This is a genomic window from Brachybacterium timonense (assembly GCF_900258505.1).
Taxonomy (GTDB): domain Bacteria; phylum Actinomycetota; class Actinomycetes; order Actinomycetales; family Dermabacteraceae; genus Brachybacterium; species Brachybacterium timonense.
Genome location: NZ_LT984895.1, coordinates 1,373,707 through 1,397,199, shown reverse-complemented (window position 1 = coordinate 1,397,199; position 23,493 = coordinate 1,373,707). Strand labels below are relative to the sequence as shown.

Here is a 23,493-nt window from a genome sequence, read left to right as displayed (position 1 = left end):
GCAGCACTCCTGTTCAGGCGCGACGCCGGGCGAGCACGGCATCCAGGTCGAGGTCCATGGCAGGCGGCAGTGATTCGTCGGCCGCTTCGAGTTCCTCGACGTCATCGGCTTCGAATGCGACAGGAGCACCCATGAGGGCGCGGTGCGCTGCGTGGCGGGTGGCGAGATCATCGACCTCACCGCGCAGAGCATAGGTGGGGCGAGGCACCGGACGCGGAACCCACTCTCCGGGCGCCGCGAGGCGCTGCGCGGCCAGTTCAGCCGAGGCATCCAGATCGTCGGCGCGATCGTGATCACCGGTTGCGGTGTCGGCAGCGGTCCCGGCGCTCTGCTCGGTGACGTCGACCCCGTGACGGGCCGCCCGTTCAGCGCGCCCTGCGGAGGCAGCCTCCTGGCGTGCACGCCGTGCTGCGCGGGCCACACGGTTGCGCCGCTCGAGCTCGGCGCGGCGCAGTCCGATCACATACAGGCCGAGCGCCACGGCCGGAATGATCGGGGTCCACCATGGCGCGTAGCTGAGCGCTGCGGCAGCGCCCACCGCGACAAGCGCGAGAGCGAGCACGGCCAGCACGGCCTTCAGCAGCCGCCGGGAACGGTGGCGCTCGAGGTCATGGTCAATCCGGGTGCCGGGCTCGTCATCGAAGCGCGGGCGCCGCGTCGGGTCAGCGGGGCGCAGAAGCAGGCGGTCGTCTCTCATGGGGGCAGTCACCTCGTGGGAAGGGCGGCGAGCGCGGGCGATCTCGGACAGATCGCGGGCCGAGGCAGAGACCTCTGCGCGCTCAGCGGCGCGTGCCTGACCCATCAGGTCACGACGCGACGCCACCTGAGGCAGCGCGTACGCCAGCCACAGAAGCAGCAGCAGGGCGAAAAGAACCGCCCCGAGGTTGAAGGTCTCCACGGGGTAAGCGTAATGACACCGTTGTGATTCAGCAGGTCATCGTCGTGGCGTGTCGGCCACGGATCAGGCCGACGGCGTCTTGCCGCCCGAACTGCGCTGGAGCCTGTGCACGCGGGCGAGCACCCGGCCGCGTCCCCGAGATCCGCTCAGGTCCTCCGCCAGCAGGGCGTAGACCTCGTGATCACGCCAGGCACCATCCACATGCACAGCTCCGCGGCGCGTTCCTTCATGGCGCAAGCCGAGCTTCCGCGCCACCGCAATGCTCGCGGCGTTCTCCGCCCGCACCGTCACCTCCACACGGTGAATGCCGAGCTCATCGAGCAGGTGGTCCACCAGTAGTGCTGCTGCACGCGGCGCGATGCCCTGGCCTGCGACACGTTGGTCGACCCAGTACCCGATCTGTGCTGTGCGCTGCGCGCCGTAGGCGATCGGGGCCGCGCTGACCTGCCCCACCAGCCGACGCTCGAAAAGGACGAGGAGCACGAGCGCGCGTCCGGCGCGCCCCTCGCGCTGTGTCCAGCGCAGCTGGGCGGCAAAGCTCGGAGCGGGGCCGGAGGCGTGCGGGTCTGTGGCGTCCCAGGGCTGCAGCCAATCGCGGTTGCGTCGGCGCAGTTCCTGTAGCGCTCGGCGGTCCCGACGCTGCATTGGCCGCACAGTGAGGTCGGCGTCCTGCAGAGTCAGCGGCCAAGCGTGCACCCGGACATGTTAGGCGTTACGCCATGCGGGTGGGATCCTGCCGTCATGACCACCCCGACCTCACCCGCCGATGTCAAGAAAGCCCTGCGCCGGCGCCTGCGAACCGAACGGGCACAGCGCTATGAGGGCGAGAGCGGGCAGAAGCGGCGTGCCGACGAGGCAGCCCGTCTTGCCCTGCGCATCGACGACCTGCTCGACATGCTCGGTCCCGCGTCGACGGAGCAATCGCCGACGGCAGTGGAGCACGCGCAGCCGTCAGCCGCACATCGGGACCCGTCGGCGGTGCACACGCAGCTGTCGGCGACAGGAACACGACTGCTGACGGATCAGCCGCTCGTCTCCGCATTCAGCCCGATGCTCCTCGAAGCCGACGTGATGGTCCTTGTGCGCGCACTGCTCTCTCGCGGCGCTCGCACCCTGTTCCCCGTCGATACGGGCACGGAAGCCCTCGACTGGGCGCTGTGGGATGGCACCTCCGAATTCGTCCGCTCGCCGGGACGCGGTTTCGGCTCGGAACCGACGGGGCCACGCCTGGGCATCGATGCGCTTCGCACGGCGCATCTCGTGCTCGCACCGGCTCTGGCCGTGGACCGGTCCGGCACCAGGCTCGGACACGGCGGCGGCTATTACGATCGAGCGCTGCGGCACGTGCGGCCAGGTGTGCGCGTGGTGGCGGTGGTGCATCCGCACGAGTTGGTGGAGGCCGGCACGCTGCCGCAGGAGCCCCATGACCGACGCGTGGACGCGGTGCTCACGGCTGACGAGCTGTGGACGGTGCCATCCGCTGCGTGACCTGCCCGGTGGCCACGGTGCACTGGATCGCCACGGCGTGGGCTCGATCAGCGGTACGATGCCCCGCGGTGCCCGATCGGCTCTGGCGCCGATGACCACCCCGGAGGTTCCCGTGCCCACCTATGTCTATGCCTGCAAGGACTGCGATCATCGCTTCGAGCAGTACCAGAGCTTCAGTGAGGACTCGCTCGTGACGTGTCCCTCCTGTCAGCACGATGCGCTGCGGAAAGTGTTCGACACCGTGGGCATCAGCTTCAAGGGGTCAGGCTTTTACTCGACCGATTCGCGCCGCTCCTCAACTGCGAGCGACTCCGGTTCCTCCGGTTCCTCGACCGGGTCGACCGAGTCCTCGTCCGCGCCGTCCGCCGGCTCCTCGACGAGCAGCAGTTCCTCGGGTTCTTCGGACGCGTCCTGACCTGAGGGGCGCTCTGACTGGCCTGACTGGCGCGTCCCTGCTTCCTCCCCACACGAGGTTCTCCCCCACCGACGTCCTTCGGGGCTTTTCGCGGCGGTCGTCTCCTAGCGTCAATGCATGCTCTCCTCACTGCGCTCGCATCTACCACTGGTGCGTCGAGCCTTGCGACGCCGCCGCCGCACCCTCATGGTCCTCGCACTGGCCGCTATCCTCGCCGGGATCATCCCCGCCCTCGTGCCACCGTCGTCGCGTGGGGTCGACGTCGTCGTGACCGCGCGCTCGGTGCCACAGGGAACGGTGCTCACCGCTGAGGACCTCGACATCCGCACCGTCGCTGCGTCTGTCGCACCCCCGCACACGATCACGGATCCTCAGGACCTGATCGGCCAACGGGTCACTACGGATCTTCCCGCATCGGCGCTTCTCGCCCCATGGCTGCTCGCTGCAGAGCCCGGCGATCCACCCCCGGGCAGCATCACCATGGTGGTGGCCGCACCCGCGGCACTTCACGATCAGCTGCACCCCGGCACCAAGCTCGGGCTCGTCGCCATCGCTCCCGACGGAACCAGCGCCGACCCCATTGACGCGACCGTCGTCACGGTGCCCGAGAGCAGCGCGCCCGACGCGGCATTCGCCTCAGGCGACACATCGTCGGTATCGGTGCTGGTCGCAGTGGCACGAGGGCGTTCAGGAGACATAGCCCACGCCCACACGGACGGTCGACTGGTCGTCTTTGTGGTCAACTAGTTTCGGACCGCCGAGTCGGCGGTATATCCCGCCCCCTCTTTGGAATCGAGGACTTCTGCCATGAAGGGCTTCAAGAACTTCATCATGCAGGGCAACGTCATCGACCTCGCTGTCGGTGTCGTGATCGGTGGTGCCTTCACCGCGCTGATCAACGCCTTCGTCGAGAACCTGATCCAGCCGATCATCAACGTGTTCGGCGGAGGCAACGTGAATGGCCTTGCGTTCACCATCACCAACCCCTCCACGCTGGTGGACATCGGCGCCATCCTCTCCGCAATCATCTCCTTCCTGATCACAGCGGCCGTCGTCTACTTCGTGTTCGTGATGCCGATCGCCCAGGCACGCGCCATGGCCCGCAAGAGCCGCGGCCTGCCCGCTGAGGAAGAGGATCCGATCCCCGAGGACATCGCCCTCCTCACCGAGATCCGTAACCTCCTCCAGGCCCAGAATGGTGGCGCCGCCGCTGCGCAGTCTGCTCCGCAGCCTCCCCAGAACCCCCAGGGGCCGGTGGCCTGAGCTCCCTGAGAGGCTCATGCTGAGAACTCTTCAGCGCTGAGCACTGAACACGGGGCGGGACCGACAGGTCCCGCCCCGTATTGCTGTCTGCATCCTCCACTGTTCCGCGCACCATTGCGCCACGCGGAACCGATACCATCCTCGGATGCCGTCTGCCTCCGCTTCCCGCTCCCCCGCGACCCTCCGTGCAGCCACGGCGCCCGCCGCCCCGGTGCTGCTCGACGACGACGCGGTCGATAGCGTGATCGCCTGGTACGACGCCCACCACCGTGACCTCCCGTGGGGCAGAGCCACCGCCTCCCCCTGGGGCGTTCTGGTCTCCGAGATCATGCTGCAACAGACCCCGGTGGTCCGAGTGCTGCCCCGGTGGACCGCATGGATGCAGCGCTGGCCACGCCCGGCTGATCTCGCGCAGGCGGGCACAGCAGACGTGTTGCGGGCCTGGGACACGCTCGGCTATCCACGGCGTGCCCTACGGCTCCAGGAATGTGCCCGCGCCATCACCGCAGAGCATGATGGCGAGGTCCCGCGAACAGAAGAAGCATTGCGGGCACTGCCCGGCATCGGGGAATACACCGCTGCAGCGGTGAGCGCTTTCGCCTTCGCGCAACGAGCAGTGGTGGTGGATACCAATGTGCGTCGCGTCCTGGCGCGAGCCGTCCGCGGGTGTGCCCTGCCCGAGTCATCACTCACGGCTGCCGAACGCAGTATCGCGGCAGCGCAGGTCCCCGAGGATCGCGCCCGATCCGTGGCATGGAATCAGGCCGTGATGGAGCTCGGCGCACTCGTGTGCACGGCTCGGCGGCCTCGCTGTGAAGAATGCCCGTTGGCTGCGGGCGACTGCCGTTGGGTCGCCGCCGGATCACCTGCGGCTGATCCCTCTGCACAGCGGCGTGTGCAACGTTTCGAGGGCACCGATCGACAGATGCGCGGGCGGATCATGAAGATTCTGCGCACGCACGGCCGCGCCACGGATGCTGATCTCCTGCGACTGGATCCTGAGGATCCCGATCGGGTCGAGCGCTGTGCTCGCTCCTTGGTCGACGACGCTCTGGCTGTCAGGCGTTCCGGTGATCTGGAGCTGCCGAGCTAAGGTCCTGCGCGCCGGACCCGGCGAGGCTCGACGGCCCGATATCCGGCGCCTCCTCGCTGAGCCCCGCTATGGGAGCCTCGAAGATCATCCGGGTGTTGCCCAGCGTGTTCTGCTTGACCCGCGCCAGGTCCAGGAACTCGGCGACACCCTCATCGGGCGAGCGCAGCAGCTGGGCATATACCTCGGGATCAACGGCGTCCCCCTCCATCACCGTGAAACCGTGACGAGCGAAGAAGTCGACCTCGAAGGTCAGGCAGAACACGCGGTGAATACCCAGCTGTGCGGCGCGTCCGAGAAGTGTCACGAGCATCCGATGTCCAATGCCCGTGCCCCGCTGGGATTCGTCCACTGCCAGTGTGCGAACTTCGGCGAGGTCCTCCCACATCACGTGCAGTGCACCGCAGCCGATCACGGTGTCGTTCTCATCCACGGCGACCAGGAACTCCTGGATCGCCTCGTAGTACGCCACGAGGTCCTTGCCCAGCAGGATCTGCCGGTGCGCGAGCGGCTGGACAAGACGGTCGATCGCGCGCACGTCGGAAGGGCGGGCGGCTCTGATCCGGACGCTCACCGTTCCTCCTTCTGCACGTGGCCCGGCGATGCAGCTGCGAGCGCAAGCTCAGTCCGTACGGACGCCTCGTCGCCGTCTGCTTCGGTGCGGCGCTCGAGGCGTCGATCCAGCCACTTGTGCAGCATCGTCACGGCCCGTTCGACAACGAGCGCGATGACCACCGCCGCAACCAGTGCCACGAGCACAGCCACGGTGTGATGGTCACCGAACCATGAACCGGCCACGGCCCCTATCGCACAGGAGTAGATCGCCCACACAAATGTGGACAGCAGCGATCGTGGCCAGAACGAGCGGTACGGGTACTGCACGGCACCGGCCACGAGGTTCACCGCGGTACGCCCGAAGGGGATGTAGCGGGCGGTCATCAGGAACAGCAGTGCGCGACGGTTCAGCCCTCGGTCGGCCGCTTCGACGGCGCGTCGGCCCTTGCCTTCACGCAAGAAGCGGAATCGCTGCCAGCCGATGGTGCGGCCGATCAGGTAGCCGGTGCTGTCACCGGCCCAGGCGCCGAGCCAGGCGGCGAGCGCCAGCAGCCACAGCACAGGTGATCCGGAGCTCGCCCAGAGCGAGGACAGCGTGACGATCACCGATTCGCTCGGCGCCGTCGGGAAGAACCCGTCGAGCCCGGCGAGCACGAGAACAACCAGGTGCACCCACCATGCATCCGCAATGGTGAGGATCCAGTCTTCCAGGACGTGCGCGCCGGGGAACGTCACGGGGTCTCGTGCACTGGAGCGTCTGGCGCGGCAGTGTCGCTGTCGTCACTGCCGCCCTCGGCGTCGGGGTGCGTGACCTCCTCTGCACGCGCCTGGGTGATCGCGGAGATGTCGACCTCATCCGAGATCGGCTCAACCGATTCCGAGCCCGCGGGGCGGCGACTAAAGCGCAGCTCGCCCAGGATGCCTTCACCCTCCGCGTCCACAACGATGGCGTCGCCCGGATGCACCTGGCCGAACAGGATCTTTTCGGATAGGGCATCCTCGATGTCCCGCTGGATGGTGCGGCGCAGCGGGCGCGCACCGAGAACCGGGTCGTAGCCCTTCTCCGCGAGCACCTGCTTGGCGGCCTCGGTCAGCTCGAGCGTCATGTCCTTCTCCGCGAGGCGGGTGGACAGCTTCGCGACCATGAGGTCGACGATCTGAACGATCTCCTCCTGGCTGAGCTGCGGGAAAACCACCACGTCGTCCACACGGTTGAGGAACTCGGGCCGGAAGTGCTGCTTGAGCTCTTCGTGGACCTTCGCCTTCATCCGCTCGTAGTCGGTGGACAGGTCGCCGCCGGCCTGGAAGCCCATCGACACGCCCTTGGCGATATCGCGGGTGCCCAGGTTGGTGGTCATGAGGATGACGGTGTTCTTGAAGTCGACCGTGCGGCCCTGCGAATCGGTGAGGCGGCCATCCTCGAGGATCTGCAGCAGCGAGTTGAAGATGTCGACGTGCGCCTTCTCGACCTCATCGAACAGCACCACGGAGAACGGCTTGCGGCGCACCTTTTCGGTGAGCTGGCCGCCCTCGTCGTAGCCGACGTATCCGGGCGGGGAACCGAACAGCCGCGAGGCAGTGTGCTTCTCACCGAACTCGGACATGTCCATCTGGATGAGGGCGTCTTCATCCCCGAAGAGGAATTCTGCGAGCGCCTTGGCGAGCTCCGTCTTGCCCACGCCGGTGGGGCCGGCGAAGATGAACGATCCGCCGGGGCGCTTGGGGTCCTTGAGGCCGGCGCGGGTGCGTCGAATCGCCTGGGAGAGAGCCTTGATCGCCTCGTCCTGGCCGATCACGCGCTTATGCAGCTCGTCCTCCATGTGCAGCAGACGGGAGGACTCCTCCTCCGTGAGCTTCACGATCGGGATGCCGGTCGCGGCGGCGAGAACCTCAGCGATCGTCTCCTCCGACACGGTGGTGACAGCATCAGAGTCACCGTGACGCCAGGCCTTCTCTTTCTCGTCACGCTCCGTCTTCAGGGTCTGCTCCTGGTCACGCAGAGAGGCGGCGAGCTCGAAGTCCTGCCCGTCGATCGCCTCCTCCTTCTCCTTGCGCGTCTGCTCGATGCGGGCGTCGAACTCCTTGAGCTCCGGCGGAGCAGTCAGACGGCGGATCCGCAGACGGGCACCGGCCTCGTCGATCAGGTCGATCGCCTTGTCCGGCAGGAAGCGGTCGTTCACGTAGCGATCCGACAGGTTCGCGGCGGCCACGAGCGCACCATCGGTAATGGTCACCTTGTGATGCGCCTCGTACCGGTCCCGCAGGCCCTTGAGGATCTCGATGGTGAGCGCCACCGACGGCTCGTTGACCTGGATCGGCTGGAAGCGGCGCTCGAGCGCGGCGTCCTTCTCAATGTGCTTGCGGTATTCCTCGAGCGTGGTGGCGCCGATCGTCTGCAGCTCACCGCGAGCCAGCATCGGCTTGAGGATCGACGCAGCGTCGATCGCGCCCTCCGCCGCGCCTGCGCCGACGAGGGTGTGGATCTCATCGATGAACAGGATGATGTCGCCGCGGGTGCGGATCTCCTTGAGCACCTTCTTCAGACGCTCCTCGAAGTCACCCCGGTAACGGGAGCCCGCCACCAGAGATCCGAGGTCCAGGGTGTACAGCTGCTTGTCCTTGAGCGTCTCCGGCACGTCACCGGCCACGATCGACTGCGCAAGCCCCTCGACCACGGCGCTCTTGCCCACGCCGGGCTCGCCGATCAGAACCGGGTTGTTCTTCGTACGGCGAGAGAGCACCTGCATGACACGCTCGGCCTCGGCCTCACGTCCGATCACCGGGTCCAGGCGGCCGTCACGGGCGGCCTGGGTGAGATTGCGGCCGAACTGGTCGAGCACGAGTGAGCCGGACGGCTGCCCCTCTGCAGGGCCTCCGGCAGTCGCCGGCTCCTTGCCCTGGTATCCGGACAGTCGCTCGATGACTTCCTGGCGAACATCCGACGGCTCGACCTTGAGGCGAGAGAGCACCTTGACCGCGGTGCCCTCACCCTCACGCAGCAGACCCAGCAGGATGTGCTCGGTCCCGATGTAGTTGTGCCCCAGCTGCAGCGCCTCGCGCAGGCTCAGCTCAAGAACCTTCTTGGCGCGCGGGGTGAACGGGATATGGCCGGACGGAGCCTGATTGCCCTCGCCGATGATCTCCCGTACCTGGTCGCGCACGCCCTCGAGAGTGACGCCCAGGGACTCCAGCGCCTTCGCCCCGACGCCTTCGGCCTCGTGGATCAGGCCCAGCAGGATGTGCTCGGTCCCGATGTAGTTGTGGTTCAGAAGGCGAGCCTCGTCCTGTGCCAGAACGATGACGCGCCGCGCGCGATCGGTGAAGCGCTCGAACATGGTCCTCCCCGTCCAGTGGTGGTGATGGATCGAGAGTACGCGGTTCCTGGGACGAAGGAACTCCTGTTCGCCGCTGGCGTGATCGCGAATGATCCACACGGGGCCGATGACTGCGCGGGCTGGGTCACCTCCCCTCCCCCGCTACGCGCTGACCATCGCGTCGCCGGCTGTGCGCCCACTACGCGATCGCGCAGCACTCAGCACTGAACATCGGATGTCTGTTGCTAGGCTGGAGCGCCGAAGCTGCGCCGCGAACGAACCATCGGTGGCCACTGCGATCAGGGAGGATGCATCGCTCATGACCAGTGCGAATACCGGACAGGTGGCGGTCACAGACCGCGCCATCCAGCAGATCAAAGCGATGATCGCCTCCGGGCAGCTGCGTCCCGGAGACCGGCTCCCTCCGGAGAAACAGCTCAGCGAGAAGATCGGTGTCAGCCGCAACTCCCTGCGCGAGGCAGTGCGAGCACTGTCTGTGCTGAAGATCCTCGATGTACGACAGGGCGACGGCACCTACGTCACCTCACTCGAGCCCGAGCTCCTGACCTATGCCATCGGTTTCACCCTCGACGTGCACCCCGACACCGCGGTCGTGGACATCATGGCGGTGCGCCGCCTGCTCGAACCCGCAGCAGTCGGCATGGCAACGCCCCACCTCACGCACGAGGATCTGCAGAGCCTTCGCGACCTCATGGCGCCGCTCAGCGAGGACACCGAGATCAACACCCTGGTCCAGGCGGACATCACCTTCCACCACCTGATCAACCGCCGCTGCGGCAACCCGTACCTCACGTCACTGCTCGACGCATTCGCAACGTCGACAGCGCGCGGACGGCTGTGGCGGGGCCTGCACGAGAACGAGGCAATCCGCCGCACCCTCGATGAGCATCACCGCATCCTCGAAGCTCTTGAATCAGGTCACGCCGATCTGGCCGCGACCTACGCCGCTGCACATGTGGCAGGGGTGGAGACGTGGCTGCGCCATGATCCGGTACCGGCCTTCGACCCGGAGCTCGACGCAGCCGACCCGGCTGGGCAGCCCGCCGAAGCAGCTCAGGCACACGACGATGACGCGGCGGGCTAGGCGTTCAGGCGGCGAAACGGATCCCGCGCTGTAAGGAATCACGCGACCGGGCACGCCGCGCTGACCACTTCTGGTCCCTCTCTGCGCCGATACACACGCTCCGCGGTGCCATGCAGAATCTGATCGGCGCACTCCGGAAAGGTGCGCACGATGTGATCGCGCAGCGGGATCGCCCCGTCTCTCATCAGTCGGGACCGGGGCGCAATCGGCCAGTCGCTGCCGAACAGACAACGCTGCGGACCTGCCAGATCCAGCAGGAAGCCGACGACGTCTCCGACGACGGGATCTGCTGTGAAGTATCCGTCACCTGAGGTTGCCAGGCCGGAGATCTTGAAGAACACGGATCCGATCTCGGCGAGCGCCTCGATCTCGCGGGCCCACCGGCGCATTCCGTCAGCTTCACCGAGCGGAGGTTTACCCAGATGGTCTAGCACCACACGAAGCGACGGATGCTCCTGCGCAACACGACCTACTTGCACCATATGGCGGGGAAAAGCGTCTGGCACATCGAATGCGAGCCCCGCCGCTGCAATCAGGTCAAGGCTGTCGGCCACAGCGGGCCGATCCAGAATGCCCGGATCCGGATCGTCGTGGATAAGCTGGCGCACACCGACCAGACGTGACTCCCGCGCGGGATCTGTCAGGGACTCGTGCACGAGTGCGGGCTCGGTGAGGTCCATCCACCCCACGACGTCGGCCCGGAGCGCGCCGCTACGGCACCCTTCCCAGCGGGACGCCAAATCGAGCAAGCGTCGAGTATCGGATTGGGTGTCGTCTGCCTGTACAAGCACGACCCGATCGGCGCCGAGCTGCTCGATCGCGACGAGCGCCTCCGCCTCATCCACATGCGCGCGCAGGTGCTCCGGCGCAGCACGCAACCAGGCGTACTCACTGGCGTCGAGCTGCCAGACGTGAAGGTGCGCATCCGTGAGGCGGGTTCGGACCGCGGCGCTCTTTGCCGGGTCAGAGCTCATCGATCGCCTGCCAGATCCGCTCGGGAATGCTGACCCGCATCCGGGCAGCGTTTTGCCGGACATGTTCGGGGGTGCGCATACCCAGCACTACGCAAGCGATTGCCGGATGCCGCAAGGGGAAGCGCACCGCAAGGTCAGGCAGTTCGACCCCATTCTCGGTTGCGAGCACGGCCATCGCACGGGCCCTCTCGAGCAGTTCCGAGGAGGCTTGCTCATACTCGAACAGCGCGTTGTCCGCAGGAGTGGGGCGCGCGAGGATCCCTGAGTTGAACACGCTGACCGCCACTACTTGCACACCGCGGTCTACGCAGTCGGGCAGCAGATCATCCTGCGCACGACGGTCCAGCAACGTGTACCGACCAGACATCATGAGCACGTCCACGTCTGCGGTACGCAACGCTCGGTCAAGCGCCACAGGATCTTTGGAGCCGACGCCGAAGGCGCGGATCACGCCCTCCTCGCGCAGCCGCTCAAGCGCTGGTAACGCGTCGTCAAACGCCTGCTGGGTCGGACCTTCCTCAGGGTCGTGCAGGTACGCGATATCAATGCGGTCCAGGCCCATTCTTTCGAGGGACTCCTCGAGGGAGCGCCGCACGCCGTCTGCGCTCATATCCCATACCCGCCGTCGAGAATCCGGCACGGCGAACCCATGCGCCATGTCATCGCCGGTGCCGGGGCCCGGCATCAGCAGACGACCCACCTTGGTCGAGAGCAAGTACTCGTCCCGTGGACGTGCAGCAAGCGCAGCGCCGAGCCGCTCTTCGCTCAGCCCGATCCCATAGTGGGGAGCGGTATCGAAGTACCGCACGCCCTCCTCCCAGGCAGCGTCCACAGCAGCCTGTGCCGTCTCCGGCGGGGTGGGTCGGTACAGATTGCCCAGTTGCGCCGCACCGAAGCCGAGCTCCGGCAACTTCAGATCCGCACTCATGACCCTTCTCCTTCGCCGTCTGCCTGTCGCTGCCTCACGATTCCTGCTTCACCAGATCAGACGGAGACCTCTGCACGCCACACCTCACCCTCGGGAAAAGTATGCGCGGCAAGCGACTCTTCCAGGATCCGTGCTCCGCTTCCAGGCGCTTCAGGTGCCTGGTAGGCACCCCGGCTGATCACCACTGGGGTCTCGAAATGCTCATGCAAATGATCCACGTACTCGAGGCGACGCGATCCGATCTCACCGCTGACAGCGATGGAATCGAACATGATCAGGTGTTGCACGAGCTCGCACAGCCCCACTCCTCCGGCATGAGGGCAGACGGGCACGCCGAACTTGGCAGCCAACAGCAGAATGGCGATGTTCTCGCCGACGCCTCCCACGCGAGTGGCATCGAGCTGAAGGACGTCCAGCGAACCTGCCTGAAGCATCTGCTTGAAGATGATTCGGTTCTGCACCTGCTCACCGGTGGCGATGCGCACCGGCGAGACGGCCGTTCGAATCGCTGCGTGGCCAAGCACGTCATCCGGGCTCGTGGGCTCCTCTACCCAGTAGGGATTGAACTCGGCAAGGGCCTCGATCCATGCCACCGCTTCGGCTACGTCCCAGGTCTGGTTAGCGTCGACGGCGATCGGGAAATCAGGCCCGAGTTGTTCTCGCGCAACGGCGAAGCGTCGACGGTCGTCGGCGATGTCCCGCCCGACCTTGAGCTTGACCATAGAGAAGCCTTGCTCCACGGCTTCCTTCAACCGCGAGGTCACCTTGTCGTCGCTGTAGCCGAGCCAGCCGGCCGACGTCGTGTACGCCGGATACCCGTGCTCTCGCAGTCGTGCAATCGCTGCCTCACGTCCAGGCTGGGCACGGTGCAAGATCTGTGCTGCCTCATCGCGGGTGAGGGCATCACTCAGGTACCGGAAGTCAACCAGGTCGAGGATCTCCTCGACGTCGAGCTCGGCGAGCAGCAGCCACAACGGTTTCTTCTCGCGACGAGCCCGCATATCCCACAGTGCGTTGAGCACGGCGCCGATCGCCATGTGCATCACGCCCTTTTCCGGACCCAGCCAGCGCAACTGAGAATCTTCAATCAGTTCTCGAGAGACCTCTCCCAGTGAAGCGAGCAGGACATCGACGTCACGCCCCAGCAGCTTTGGCTCCAGCGCGCGGATAGCGGCGCACTGCACGTCGTTACCACGGCCAATCGTGAACACGAGACCATGTCCTTCCTCCTCTCCACTCGTGCGGACCACCACGTAGGCGGCCGAGTAATCAGGGTCGGGATTCATCGCATCGGAACCATCCAGCATGCGACTGGTGGGGAAGCGGACGTCCTTGACGTCAAGAGCAATGACGGTGCTCATGGCCATCCTTCGAAGTGCGCGGCCGCCCTCAGCTGTGCCGGGCAAGAGATCTGATCCTTCATGGTCACCAACGACCATGCGCCGACGAATCATCGGACCTTTAGTGTGACTCTATGAGAGCATATGACTCGAACACCGTCAAGAACTCGGACCACTCCCCGGAGGCATCCATGGAGACCATCGCCCTACACACCCGCATCGCACCTGGCCGAGAGGCCGACTACGAGCGCGAACATGCTGCGCTCGATGAGCAGCTCGAATCAGCCATGCGTCGCGCCGGCGTTCACAACTGGACGATCTGGCGCGATGGCCTGGACCTCTTCCATCTGGTGACCGTTGACGACTATCGCGCCATGCGGAAGCGGCTGGCTCAGGATCCGGTGAACATCCGCTGGCAGGAACACATCAACCAGCTCCTCGAAGCCGTCGACGACTACAGCGGCGACGACTCAGGCCTTCGCCGCGTATGGACACTCGGTCAACGGTCGAGTGACTGACCTCCCCATCGTCACTGCCGCCTTTGCCACCAAGACATCGGATCTTCGCGCCTCACACACTTGACTAACATCCGATGTCTATGGTCCCCTGAGGCAAGCCTCACCGCCGAGGATCGGAAAGGATGGAGACACGGATGTCTTCCGCAACTGTCGGCACTAGAACCGACCGCGCCACCCGGCGCACCTCTGCCGGACGGCGGATCAAGGATCCTCGGTCGGACAAGGTCCTGAACATCGTGATGATCGTCGCGTTGCTGCTGTTCACAACAACGATCATTTACCCGTTCATCTACATCATCAGCGCGTCCGTTTCGAACCCAACGGCGGTCTCCAGCGGTGAGATGTGGCTGTGGCCAATCGAGCCCTCTCTTGAGGCGTACCGCGCGGTACTGGACTACCCGGAGATTCCTCGCGGCTTCCTCAACTCACTCATGTACGCCGGCGGCAGCATGCTCCTGGGCACCTTCATCACCACCACCGGAGGCTACGCGCTCTCCCGCTCCGACCTGATGGGCAGAAACTTCTTCACTCTCATCTTCGTCTTCACGATGATGTTCTCCGGCGGCATGATCCCCAGCTACCTCGTAGTGCGCGACCTGGGACTTCTCAACACCCCGTGGGCGATCATCGTGCCAACAGCTGTGAGCGTGTGGCAGCTGATCGTGACACGCACCTTTTACCAGACAACGGTGCCCCACGAGCTGCTGGAGACGTCTCGGATCGATGGCGCCTCAGACTTCCGATTCTTCGTGCAGATCGCCCTGCCCCTGTCCAAGCCCATCATCGCCGTGAACCTGCTGCTGTATGGCGTCGGTGCCTGGAACTCGTACTTCAACGCCCTGATTTACCTCACGGACTCCTCGCTGTACCCACTGCAGTTGGTCATGCGGAACATTCTGCTGGAGAACACCTTCGACCCCTCGAAGATCGCTGGCATCGACCCTGAGCGGATCGCCGCGATGCAACGCCTGGCCGACCAGCTCAAGTACGCACTCATCATCATCGCCTCCGTGCCCCCGCTCATCGCCTATCCGTTCGTGCAGAAGCACTTCGTCAAGGGCATGATGATCGGTTCACTGAAAGGTTGATCCCCGTGTCAGAGCAGACCGGAAACTTCGTCGACCAGCTCCGCTTCGAGGACGAGGACAAGAAGAAGCGCAAGCAGCCCGTCCTCGAGGGGCAGCGGAAGAAGTCGCTGCGCAGCCGTTTCGCCGGCAGCTGGCAGCTCTATGTGCTCCTGGCCCCGGCCATCATCTGGGTCGCGATCTTCGCGTACTGGCCGATGTATGGCGTACAGATCGCCTTTCGCGATTACACCCCCGTCGGCGGCATCACCGGATCACAGTGGGTAGGGCTGAAGCACTTCGTCCGCTTCGTCACCAGCCAGAACTTCGAGGTCCTCCTCACGAACACTCTGGTGCTCGCCTTCTACGAGCTGATCGCGGGCTTCCCGATCCCGATCATCCTGGCGCTCGCCCTGAACGGTATTCGACAGAAGTACTTCTCTCGTGTGGTTCAGCTGATCACCTATGCGCCAAACTTCATCTCCGTCGTCGTGGTCGTCGGCATCCTGGTGATGCTGCTCGATCCCGGGACCGGCATCCTCAACGTCGGGATGAGGGCCATCGGCATCGACCCGCCAGCCTTCCTCACGGATCCTGGATGGTTCCGACACACCTACGTCTGGTCAGGAATCTGGCAGACAGCCGGGTTCAGCGCCATCATCTACCTGGCTGCGCTGTCCTCCGTCCCACCGGAGCTGCATGAGGCGGCCAAAGTCGACGGCGCTTCCCACCTTCGCCGCATGTGGCACATCGATGTACCGGCGATCCTCCCGATCGCCGTCGTGCTCCTGATCCTGAACGTCGGCACGATCATGAGCGTCGGGTTCGAGAAGGTCCTGCTTCTGCAGAACCCGCTGAACCTCACGACCTCGCAAGTGATCGACACCTACGTCTATCAAGTGGGTCTGAACAGCCCGATCCCCCAGTACAGCTACGCCACGGCGATCGGCCTGTTCCGTTCAGTGATCAGCCTCGTGCTGCTGATCACCGTCAACTATCTCTCTAAACGCATCACCAAAGCCGGACTGTTCTAAGAAAAGCCACCATCACCGAGGACAACGATGTCACCACAACCCGAATCCCACTGCCCCACCTGCACTGATTCGCAGATGCCTCTGCGTCTGTCCCGTCGGTCGGCGCTGGTGTCCGCAGGAACGCTCGTTGGTGCACTGGGCCTGGCCGGATGCAGCGGTTCAGGCGGTGGCGGCTCTGCCGGACAGAGCCCCGACTATGCCCAGGGCTCGGCTTCGCTTGAAGTCGAACTTCCGCCGGAGATCGATGGACCGATCTACCCCGAGGGGTATGCGGGGCCGCGGCTGAGGGACTACTCGCCCTTTTACAGCGGCGATGAGACGTTCACCGTGCTCACCCGGTCCGCCCCGGGAAACAACCTCAAGACAAACGCGTTCTCCGCATTCCTCGAGGAGCAGACCGGTGTCACAGTCGACTATCAGACTGTCCCGATGGGCGATGATGGCACGACGAAGGTCAATGCCATCATCTCCAGCGGCGATCTCCCCGACGCCTTCATGCTGGGTCCGGAATGGATGGGAGGCTTCAGCCCCTCCGAGCTGTATGTCTACGGTGAACAAGGCCTTTTCCAGCCTCTCGACGAACTGATCGACAAGTGGGCGCCAGAGCTCCAGCAGCATTTCTCTCAGTTCAGCGAATTCCGACCCGCTCTGACCGCACCGAACGGGCGCATGTACGCTTTCCCGTCCATCAACCAGTGCTTCCATTGCCGGTCGAGCTCCGCGCGCACATGGGTCAATAAGAACTGGCTCGCGGAGATCGGGGCGGATGCAGGACCGACGAACACCGACGAACTACGCGAAGTTCTCAGGGAATTTGCGGGACGTCATCCTGAGGGCAAGGCTTTCTCCGGCTTTAAAGATGAGTTGCCCATCGAGTTCTTCGCCTCGGCCTTCCTGAACCCCGGTATCGACTATCTTCGGAAGAACGGGGAGGCCGTCGAGTACACACCGGTCCTCGACGAGTTCCGCGAAGCACTGCGGTACATCCGCTCCTTGGTCGATGAAGCGCTCGTGGACCCGAACCTCTTCACGCAGACGTCTGAGCAGTTCCAGCGTCTCACCATGCACCCGGATGGAAATCGAGTCGGTTTCGCCCACGCTTCATCTCAGGGCTGGCTCGCCACCGATGAACTCTCCAAACCAGAATCAGTCATCAACCAGTTCGTCATCCAGCAACCGCTCGATGGACCAAACGGGAAAGCAACCATCCCCTGGAAATATGACGCTGGCGCATACATCGGGCTCGTCATCACACAGGCCTGCAAGGACCCAGAGACCTTGGTGCGCTGGGCTGACTTCCAGATGTCGCTCATGTCCACGCTGTCGATGCGACTGGGCCCCTTCGAGAAGGCCTGGACGTGGGCGAAGGAGGGAACCACCGGCATTGACGGCAAGCAGGCCATGTACGAGCGGATCCCACAGACCGAGGAGAGCAGCAAGCAGCTCAAGAACACCTCCTGGGACGAATGGGGACCGTTCAGCCTGTCGATGGATGTGCGGCACGCCGAGGCTGTTGACGCCACCCGCTCCGTCGAGCCCGCCCTCTACGAAGCAGGCACGCTGTACGAGCAGTGGGCCTCTCCAGAGGATGAGTACTTCGCTCAGCCCTTCTACACCACTGACCAGGCAGCGGAGATCGGCGAGTACGCGACGAATATTTCGACGATCACGACGCGGTACATCACGGATTTCAGTATCGGCCGAGCCGAGATCGACGACGACGCGGCCTGGAAGCAGTTCGCCTCTGAACTCGAGAACGCCGGCCTGTCCCGCTACCTCGAGGTCCAGGCCGAGGCAAGCAAGGCCAGCTCCTGATCACCCCCGGCCGAAGGCACGGCCATCTATCACCCGAAAGACATTGCCATGACACACACACCAGACCGTTCTCTCACTCGCCGTGGCCTGCTAGCTCGAGCAGGCGCTGTTTCCGCTGCCGCGCTCTCCGCCCCTACTGTGCTTGCCGCCTGCTCCGGCGGCTCCAGCGGTGGCACTGGTGCCGACGTCGTCGGTGACGCGGACTACAAGCAGGGAAGCGCCTCGCTCAAGGTTGAGATGAGCCCCGAGATCGACGGCGTGAACTACCCGGAGGGCTACAAGGGCCCGAAGGCTCGCGCCCTCGAGCCCTTCGCCGACGGCTCCACCGAGTTCACCATGCTCACCCGAACCATTCCGGGACTCGACTACTCCACCAACTACTACGCCCAATACCTCGAGGAGGTCACAGGTGTAAAGGTGAAGTACGAGCCGGTTCCGCTCGGTGATGACGGCCAGACCAAGGTCAACGCCATTCTCAGCGCCGGCGACCTCCCGCACGCGCTGATGACGGGCATGGGCCTCTTCTCGGTCTCACAGATCAGCGTGTATGGCCAGCAGGGGTTGTTCCTCCCGGTGGACAAGCTGATCGACGAGCATGCCCCGCACATCCGCGACATGTTCGACACCTTCCCCGACATGCGTTCGCTGTTCACCTCACCCGATGGCCGCATGTACGCGGTACCGGCGATGAACGACTGCTTCCACTGCAAGAGCGAACCCGTGCGCACCTGGTACAACCACAACTGGCTGGACGCCGTCGGAGCATCCGTGCCAGAGACACTGGAAGACTTCGACGCCCTCCTCGAGGAATGGAAGACGTGGTCGGATCTGCCGAAGAACGCCGCACTCGTTCTCTCTGACTCCGATTCGATGATGCGCCTGTTCAACTTCTTCCAGGGATCTTTCCTGCCCAACACCACGACCTACACCGCGCTAATCGACGGCAAGGTCACCTGGCTCCCCACGCAGGACGCCTACCGGGAGGGCATGATTTGGATCCAGGAGCAGTTCGCCAAGGGCAACTTCCACCAGGGCATCCTGTCGCTCACAAATGACCAGCTCAAGCAGTACGGCGATGATCCGAACGGTCCCCGATTCGGCATCACCACCGGCGGTTCCCAGGGCACCTTTACCGCGAACACCAACATGGCGGATGAGACGTCGGCAGCCGTCATCATGAAGCCCCTGCCGCCGATGGCCGGTCCGAACGGCGTGCGCACGAGCGACTGGCTCTGGTACCAGATAGGCTCGCCCAACTTTGTGATCACGAACTCGTGTCCCGATCCCGTGACCATGATTCGTTGGGCGGACTACCAGTACGAGCTCGCCACCACCGTTTCCTTGGGGCGCGGCGAGAGAGGTACTGGATGGGACTGGGCCGATACGGACCAGCAGGGCATCGATGGGAAAGCGGCTGTCTACCAGGTCATTCCAGAGAACGCTGAGCTGGAGAACCAGGTGTGGTGGGAATGGGGCCCTTCCTACAAGTCCATGGACCAGCGCCATGGCGAGGCTGTTCTCGAGGGCGGCGCATCAATCGAACCGTCGCTCTATGAGGCGGGGAAAGCCTACGAGCCGTACCAGGTTCCGAAGGAGCAGTGCATCCCGACCCTCGCATACGACATGGATCAGTCGGCTGAGATCGGCGAGCTGCGCACCAACCTCGAGCAGTATCTTCAGCAGAGCTACGCCAATCTGGCCACTGGCAAGGTGGATTTCACGAAGGACGCCGACTGGAAGGCGTACACGGAGAAATTCGAGTCAATCGGCCTCGCCCGCGCACTCGAGATCGAACAGGCCGCGTACGACCAGCAGTACTGATCGCCCCCAGGCTTGTCGTCGGTGTGAGTCGTCCCGTCGGCCACTCCGCATCCATGCCGCGCACGCCGCCGCAGATCCAACCGGACCGCGGCGGCGTCGCTGCATCCACCCCGACCATCGCACCAGTGTTCAGGAGACGCACGATGACCACCGCTCCCATCACCCGACGCGGCTACATGCTCGATATCTCCCGTGACCGCGTTCCGACCTCTAAGACCCTGCGCTGGCTTGTGACCGAGGTGCTTGCGCCCCTCGGGTACACACAGCTCGAGCTGTACATGGAGCACACCTTCGCCCATGCAGGTCACGACGACGTCTGGGGCAAGGCGTCTCCCCTGAATGCGCAGGAGATGCGGGAGCTGGATGACCTGTGCGCAGAACACGGCATCGACCTGGTGCCGAACCAGAACGTGGTGGGTCACATGGAGCGGTGGCTGCAGCATGACCGTCTGCGCCACCGTGCGGAGCGGCCTGATCTCGAGGAGCCAACCACACTTGCCCCTACGCCCGAGAACGCAGCTTTTGCCCAGGAGCTGCTGGAAGGGCTGACCGCGACGTGCCGCACGCAGGCGGTGAACATCGGCGGTGATGAACCGTGGGAACTCGGCACTGGCGTCTCACAGGAGGACTGCGAGCAACGAGGGCTCGGCACCGTGTACGCCGAACATCTCGCCAGAATCGCTGCGCCGTGGTGTGATCGCGGCTACCGGGTGCAGATGTGGGCCGATGTGCTCGAGCACCACCCGGATAATGCCGCCCTGCTTCCCGACGGCATCGAACCGATCGTGTGGATCTATGAATCACCGACGATGCTGAAACGGGTACGGGATCCGCGTGCGATCCCTGATTCCGAGGTGAACCGCGGTCTAGCCGACGGATTCGCCCGCCGCCTGACCCCGCTCATCGCGCGCGGTATGGCTCCCTGGGCTGCACCGGGCACCGGCGCGTGGAACAGTGTGGCCGGCCGCACCGCGAATGCCTGGGAGAACATCGCTGATGCCGCCCGCGCCCTGGTGGACTGCGCGCCCCCGGCGGGCTGTGAACGTGGCGGGCTGCTACTCACACACTGGGGTGATCATGGCTCGTGGGAGCCATACGTGCTGCAGGTGGTGCCACTGGCCTATGCTTCAGTGCTTGCCCGGGATCCTCACGGCGCGACGCAAGCGCAGGCACATGAACTGGCTGCTCGCATCATCGGCGACGCGGAGCTGAAGAGCGTGCTGGATCTCGGGTCCCTGGACACCCTGCTACCGCTGACAGCATTGAACGCGACCCTGCTGGGTCACGTGTTCCTGGGCATCGAGCTGACGGAGCACGATCGGCCACGCGCCGACCAGACCGCGGCAGCCCGGAAGGTTATCGAACGGGTTCGCGCACGTCATGCGGGGGCTGAGTCAGGGCATGCCGCGGATCTGCTTCAGGTGGCGGACCTCGCGGATCTCTGCCTGGATGCGGCAACTGGCCCCGTGCCGCAGAGCCGGATCCGTCAGGTGCTCGAGGGGCAACGCCGGGCCTGGTCCCGCACCTCCCGGCCCGGTGGCCTCGACGATGCGCTCCAGCGCCCGGCTCTCATGCGCCGCTGACCCGGCTAACTCGTCGGCACCCGTTCACACCTGAGCGTCGGGCCGCTCGGTGGTCGCGAGATAGGCGATCTGCTCGTCAGGCACAGGAGCGTCACCAGCGTCGTAGGTGAGCACCGCCTCCAGGCATCCCCCGTCGCCGTCGAGCTCGATCCGCAGGCTGTCGACCTCCACGGGCTGCGGCAGACGGTGGATGCGGCGTACGCCAACGGTCTGCCCGGCGGCGATCTCACGCTCTCCCGCGAGAATGCGGTGCCCCGTGATGCGCTGCCCGCTGACGAGGTTCTCCCGTAGCTCCACATGATCGACCCGCAGAGCTTCACCGTCGGCACTGAGCCGAGCAGTCAGACCGTCAGCGTTCTCGCTGAGCACGGCGGTGCGCGGGCGACCGAAGCGGGCCTGAAGAGCCCGAGCAAGCTCCGTGACGCGTGCAGCGTCCTCGGGGTCGATGCGGCCACGTCGGTCCGGTGGGATGTTCAGCAGCAGTCCGGCCCCCAGGCCGATCGAGCGGTCGTGGATGGCCAGGAGATGCGAGAGGGACTTGGGTTCCTCGCCTTCTTGCCAGAACCAGCCGCGTCGCAGCGAGACGTCGCATTCTGGCGGCAGGTAACGGGCCTGTCCCAGGGCGACCACGTCCTCGTCGTAGTTATTGAGGTCCGTGGAGCGCACGACGTACTCGACAGGGTCGCTGGCCAGCCCGTCTTCGTTGCCGACCCACCGGATGGTGGCCGGCCCCATGTTGAACACCATGGCACCGGGCTGGAGCTCGTCGATCAACGCACCGATGCGTTCCCAGTCGTACTCACGGCCAGCTGACCCGGCGCCGTCGAACCACAGTTCCATCAGCGGACCGTAATCAGTGCACAGCTCACGCAGCTGGCGACAATAGAACTCGTCGTAGGCGGCGGGATCCTCGTAGCATTCGGCGTTGCGGTCCCACGGTGAGAGGTATAGGCCCAACTCGAGTCCATGGCGGCGGCACGCGTCGGCCACCTCACGCACCACGTCGCCGGCGCCGTCCTTCCATGGGGACGAGGCCACGGAGTAGTCGGTGGTGGCAGTGGGCCACAGGCAGAAGCCGTCATGATGCTTCGCGGTGAGGATCACGTAGGCGGCGCCGAGCTCTTTCGCTGTGCGCACCCACTCGTCGGCGTCGAGGTCGGTGGGGTTGAAGACCGACGGTGGCACCGTCCCATCGGACCATTCCAGGCCAGAGAAGGTGTTGACACCGAAATGAAAGAAGACACCAAGGCCTTTCTTCTGCCATTCCAGCTGTTCAGGTGTTGGGGCAAGGATGTTTTCCGATGTGGACTGCATGAACAAAGTCAACCAGACATCGGGTGTTTTGACGAGTGGTTCGGCGCATCCCCAACGACCCTCGGCTAGCATCCGAGGTGTGGAAGGGCAGAACGGACACAGCACACAACCTCGACAGCGGCGCCATCCCGACGCGAGCCGCGCACCGCGCTCGCGCGACGCCGGATCGCCACCCGCCTGGGTGATGCGCTCGAACGAGATCATCGAGTCTGTGCTGTTCTGGATCGGCACCAGCCTGCTGTGGCTGGCGTTCAGCCTGCTGGGGCTGCTCGTTCTCGGCGTCGCCCCCGCCACCTGCGCCGCCGCGGACGTGATGCGCGCCCGCGCACAGGACGAGTCCCCCCACCTTTTTCGTGTGATGTGGCGCGCCTACCGGGAGCAGTTCGTCCGCGCGAATCTGCGACTCCTCCCGCTGATCCTCATTCAGGTGGCCTCGATCGGCAGTCTCTCGCTCGCCGTCCGAACGCTTGGGCAATCCCCCGGATACGGCGCGGCGATGGCCACGATCTCCACCCTCGCCGGCGCCTGGGCGACGTCCAGCCTGATGGTGATGGTCGCCTCCCCACGCGTGCGCCGCCAAGACTGGCCGGTGACGATGCGACTTGCCCTGCTCTTCCCGGGAGCGATCCCGCTGCGATCCCTGCTCGCGCTGTTCGCCGTCGCACTGTGGTCGCTGCTCAGCATCGTGCTGCCCCCCGTCGGCGCCCTGCTGGGACCGGCTGGCGCCGTACGGATCGCCGATGCCCTGCTGCGCGATCCAGTGGCTACTGTTCTCGCGACGATCGATGCGGCGCACAGCGACACAGCCGCCGACGGCTCAGCACCACAGCTGTCTCCTATACACAACCGACGACAGCTGGCTCCCACCCTGTGCATAACTTGGTGGGTGCCGGTTCCCTCAAAAAAAAAAATCAATAATAGCAATGTGATCACGCAGACACTGTCTAGCACGAGGTTGAATCGGCCTGATAACA

Annotated in this window: 21 protein-coding genes and 1 pseudogene; 13 read left to right on the top strand and 9 right to left on the bottom strand. The window is 64.9% G+C overall.

The genetic code is table 11. The features are described 5' to 3' along the window. Window positions 1–13: 13 nt before the first annotated feature. Window positions 14–898 (bottom strand): hypothetical protein, encoded by an 885-nt coding sequence (locus C8271_RS06145; RefSeq protein WP_106506566.1) that lies wholly within the window; start codon window positions 896–898, stop codon window positions 14–16. Between the two features lie 63 nt (window positions 899–961). Beyond that, window positions 962–1,594, bottom strand: a complete 633-nt coding sequence (locus C8271_RS06140; protein WP_245920963.1) for a GNAT family N-acetyltransferase — start codon at window positions 1,592–1,594, stop codon at window positions 962–964. Between the two features lie 45 nt (window positions 1,595–1,639). Here C8271_RS06140 and C8271_RS06135 point away from each other — a divergent pair, with 45 nt between their 5' ends. The 5 genes from C8271_RS06135 (at window position 1,640) to C8271_RS06115 (ending at window position 5,157) form a co-directional block, all read left to right on the top strand. Continuing rightward, on the top strand, window positions 1,640–2,386 hold the full coding sequence (locus C8271_RS06135) for a 5-formyltetrahydrofolate cyclo-ligase (RefSeq protein ID WP_106506565.1): 747 nt from the start codon (window positions 1,640–1,642) through the stop codon (window positions 2,384–2,386). 91 nt (window positions 2,387–2,477) lie between these two features. After that, a complete protein-coding gene (locus tag C8271_RS06130; RefSeq protein ID WP_425428188.1) occupies window positions 2,478–2,801 on the top strand; it encodes an FmdB family zinc ribbon protein in 324 nt (107 codons plus the stop codon). A gap of 117 nt (window positions 2,802–2,918) precedes the next feature. Continuing rightward, window positions 2,919–3,548: an SAF domain-containing protein gene (locus tag C8271_RS06125; protein WP_106506564.1), complete on the top strand. Its 630-nt coding sequence runs from the start codon at window positions 2,919–2,921 to the stop codon at window positions 3,546–3,548. A gap of 60 nt (window positions 3,549–3,608) precedes the next feature. Beyond that, complete coding sequence (mscL, locus tag C8271_RS06120; RefSeq protein WP_106506563.1) at window positions 3,609–4,064, top strand: large conductance mechanosensitive channel protein MscL; 456 nt, start codon at window positions 3,609–3,611, stop codon at window positions 4,062–4,064. A 145-nt stretch (window positions 4,065–4,209) separates the two neighbouring features. Then, window positions 4,210–5,157, top strand: a complete 948-nt coding sequence (locus C8271_RS06115; RefSeq protein WP_106506562.1) for an HhH-GPD family protein — start codon at window positions 4,210–4,212, stop codon at window positions 5,155–5,157. 82 nt (window positions 5,158–5,239) lie between these two features. Here the strand turns inward: C8271_RS06115 and C8271_RS06110 are convergent. From C8271_RS06110 to C8271_RS06100, 3 genes and pseudogenes are all read right to left on the bottom strand, one after another. Next, window positions 5,240–5,728, bottom strand: a pseudogene (locus C8271_RS06110) (amino-acid N-acetyltransferase); the annotation flags it as partial. Beyond that, entirely contained in the window at window positions 5,725–6,444 is a 720-nt protein-coding gene (locus tag C8271_RS06105) for a DedA family protein (protein WP_106506560.1), read from the bottom strand. The pseudogene C8271_RS06110 and the gene C8271_RS06105, both read right to left, overlap by 4 nt. Beyond that, window positions 6,441–9,044 (bottom strand): ATP-dependent Clp protease ATP-binding subunit, encoded by a 2,604-nt coding sequence (locus C8271_RS06100; protein ID WP_106506559.1) that lies wholly within the window; start codon window positions 9,042–9,044, stop codon window positions 6,441–6,443. The genes C8271_RS06105 and C8271_RS06100 overlap by 4 nt, the downstream gene beginning before the upstream one ends. 298 nt (window positions 9,045–9,342) lie before the next feature. Between C8271_RS06100 and C8271_RS06095 the strand changes: the two genes are divergently transcribed. Next, window positions 9,343–10,128 (top strand): FadR/GntR family transcriptional regulator, encoded by a 786-nt coding sequence (locus tag C8271_RS06095; RefSeq protein WP_106507912.1) that lies wholly within the window; start codon window positions 9,343–9,345, stop codon window positions 10,126–10,128. A 38-nt stretch (window positions 10,129–10,166) separates the two neighbouring features. On the opposite strand, the gene C8271_RS06090 is transcribed toward C8271_RS06095, so the two are convergent. From C8271_RS06090 to C8271_RS06080, 3 genes are read right to left on the bottom strand one after another with little or no spacing between them, the layout of a single operon-like run. Continuing rightward, window positions 10,167–11,102 carry an amidohydrolase family protein gene (locus C8271_RS06090; protein WP_106506558.1) on the bottom strand — a complete coding sequence of 312 codons (936 nt, stop codon included), beginning with the start codon at window positions 11,100–11,102 and terminating at the stop codon, window positions 10,167–10,169. After that, window positions 11,092–12,030 carry an aldo/keto reductase gene (locus C8271_RS06085; RefSeq protein ID WP_106506557.1) on the bottom strand — a complete coding sequence of 313 codons (939 nt, stop codon included), beginning with the start codon at window positions 12,028–12,030 and terminating at the stop codon, window positions 11,092–11,094. The genes C8271_RS06090 and C8271_RS06085 overlap by 11 nt, the downstream gene beginning before the upstream one ends. 56 nt (window positions 12,031–12,086) lie before the next feature. Next, window positions 12,087–13,391: an enolase C-terminal domain-like protein gene (locus tag C8271_RS06080; RefSeq protein ID WP_106506556.1), complete on the bottom strand. Its 1,305-nt coding sequence runs from the start codon at window positions 13,389–13,391 to the stop codon at window positions 12,087–12,089. A gap of 113 nt (window positions 13,392–13,504) precedes the next feature. Here C8271_RS06080 and C8271_RS06075 point away from each other — a divergent pair, with 113 nt between their 5' ends. The 6 genes from C8271_RS06075 (at window position 13,505) to C8271_RS06050 (ending at window position 21,205) form a co-directional block, all read left to right on the top strand. After that, window positions 13,505–13,888 carry an L-rhamnose mutarotase gene (locus C8271_RS06075; protein ID WP_245920960.1) on the top strand — a complete coding sequence of 128 codons (384 nt, stop codon included), beginning with the start codon at window positions 13,505–13,507 and terminating at the stop codon, window positions 13,886–13,888. 134 nt (window positions 13,889–14,022) lie between these two features. Next, the gene (locus C8271_RS06070; protein ID WP_106507910.1) at window positions 14,023–14,976 is read left to right on the top strand and encodes a carbohydrate ABC transporter permease; all 954 of its coding nucleotides are present in this window, start codon (window positions 14,023–14,025) and stop codon (window positions 14,974–14,976) included. 5 nt (window positions 14,977–14,981) lie between these two features. Next, entirely contained in the window at window positions 14,982–15,986 is a 1,005-nt protein-coding gene (locus tag C8271_RS06065) for an ABC transporter permease (RefSeq protein WP_245920958.1), read from the top strand. A 75-nt stretch (window positions 15,987–16,061) separates the two neighbouring features. Beyond that, complete coding sequence (locus C8271_RS06060) at window positions 16,062–17,801, top strand: extracellular solute-binding protein (protein WP_106506554.1); 1,740 nt, start codon at window positions 16,062–16,064, stop codon at window positions 17,799–17,801. Between the two features lie 48 nt (window positions 17,802–17,849). Then, entirely contained in the window at window positions 17,850–19,622 is a 1,773-nt protein-coding gene (locus tag C8271_RS06055) for a type 2 periplasmic-binding domain-containing protein (RefSeq protein ID WP_106506553.1), read from the top strand. 143 nt (window positions 19,623–19,765) lie between these two features. Continuing rightward, on the top strand, window positions 19,766–21,205 hold the full coding sequence (locus C8271_RS06050; RefSeq protein WP_106506552.1) for a family 20 glycosylhydrolase: 1,440 nt from the start codon (window positions 19,766–19,768) through the stop codon (window positions 21,203–21,205). A gap of 24 nt (window positions 21,206–21,229) precedes the next feature. Here the strand turns inward: C8271_RS06050 and C8271_RS06045 are convergent, their stop codons facing one another. After that, window positions 21,230–22,519 (bottom strand): alpha-L-fucosidase, encoded by a 1,290-nt coding sequence (locus C8271_RS06045; RefSeq protein ID WP_106507909.1) that lies wholly within the window; start codon window positions 22,517–22,519, stop codon window positions 21,230–21,232. A gap of 184 nt (window positions 22,520–22,703) precedes the next feature. On the opposite strand from C8271_RS06045, the gene C8271_RS06040 reads away from it, so the two are divergent. After that, a partial coding sequence (locus C8271_RS06040; RefSeq protein WP_212591327.1) for a DUF624 domain-containing protein occupies window positions 22,704–23,493 on the top strand: 790 nt, incomplete at its 3' end.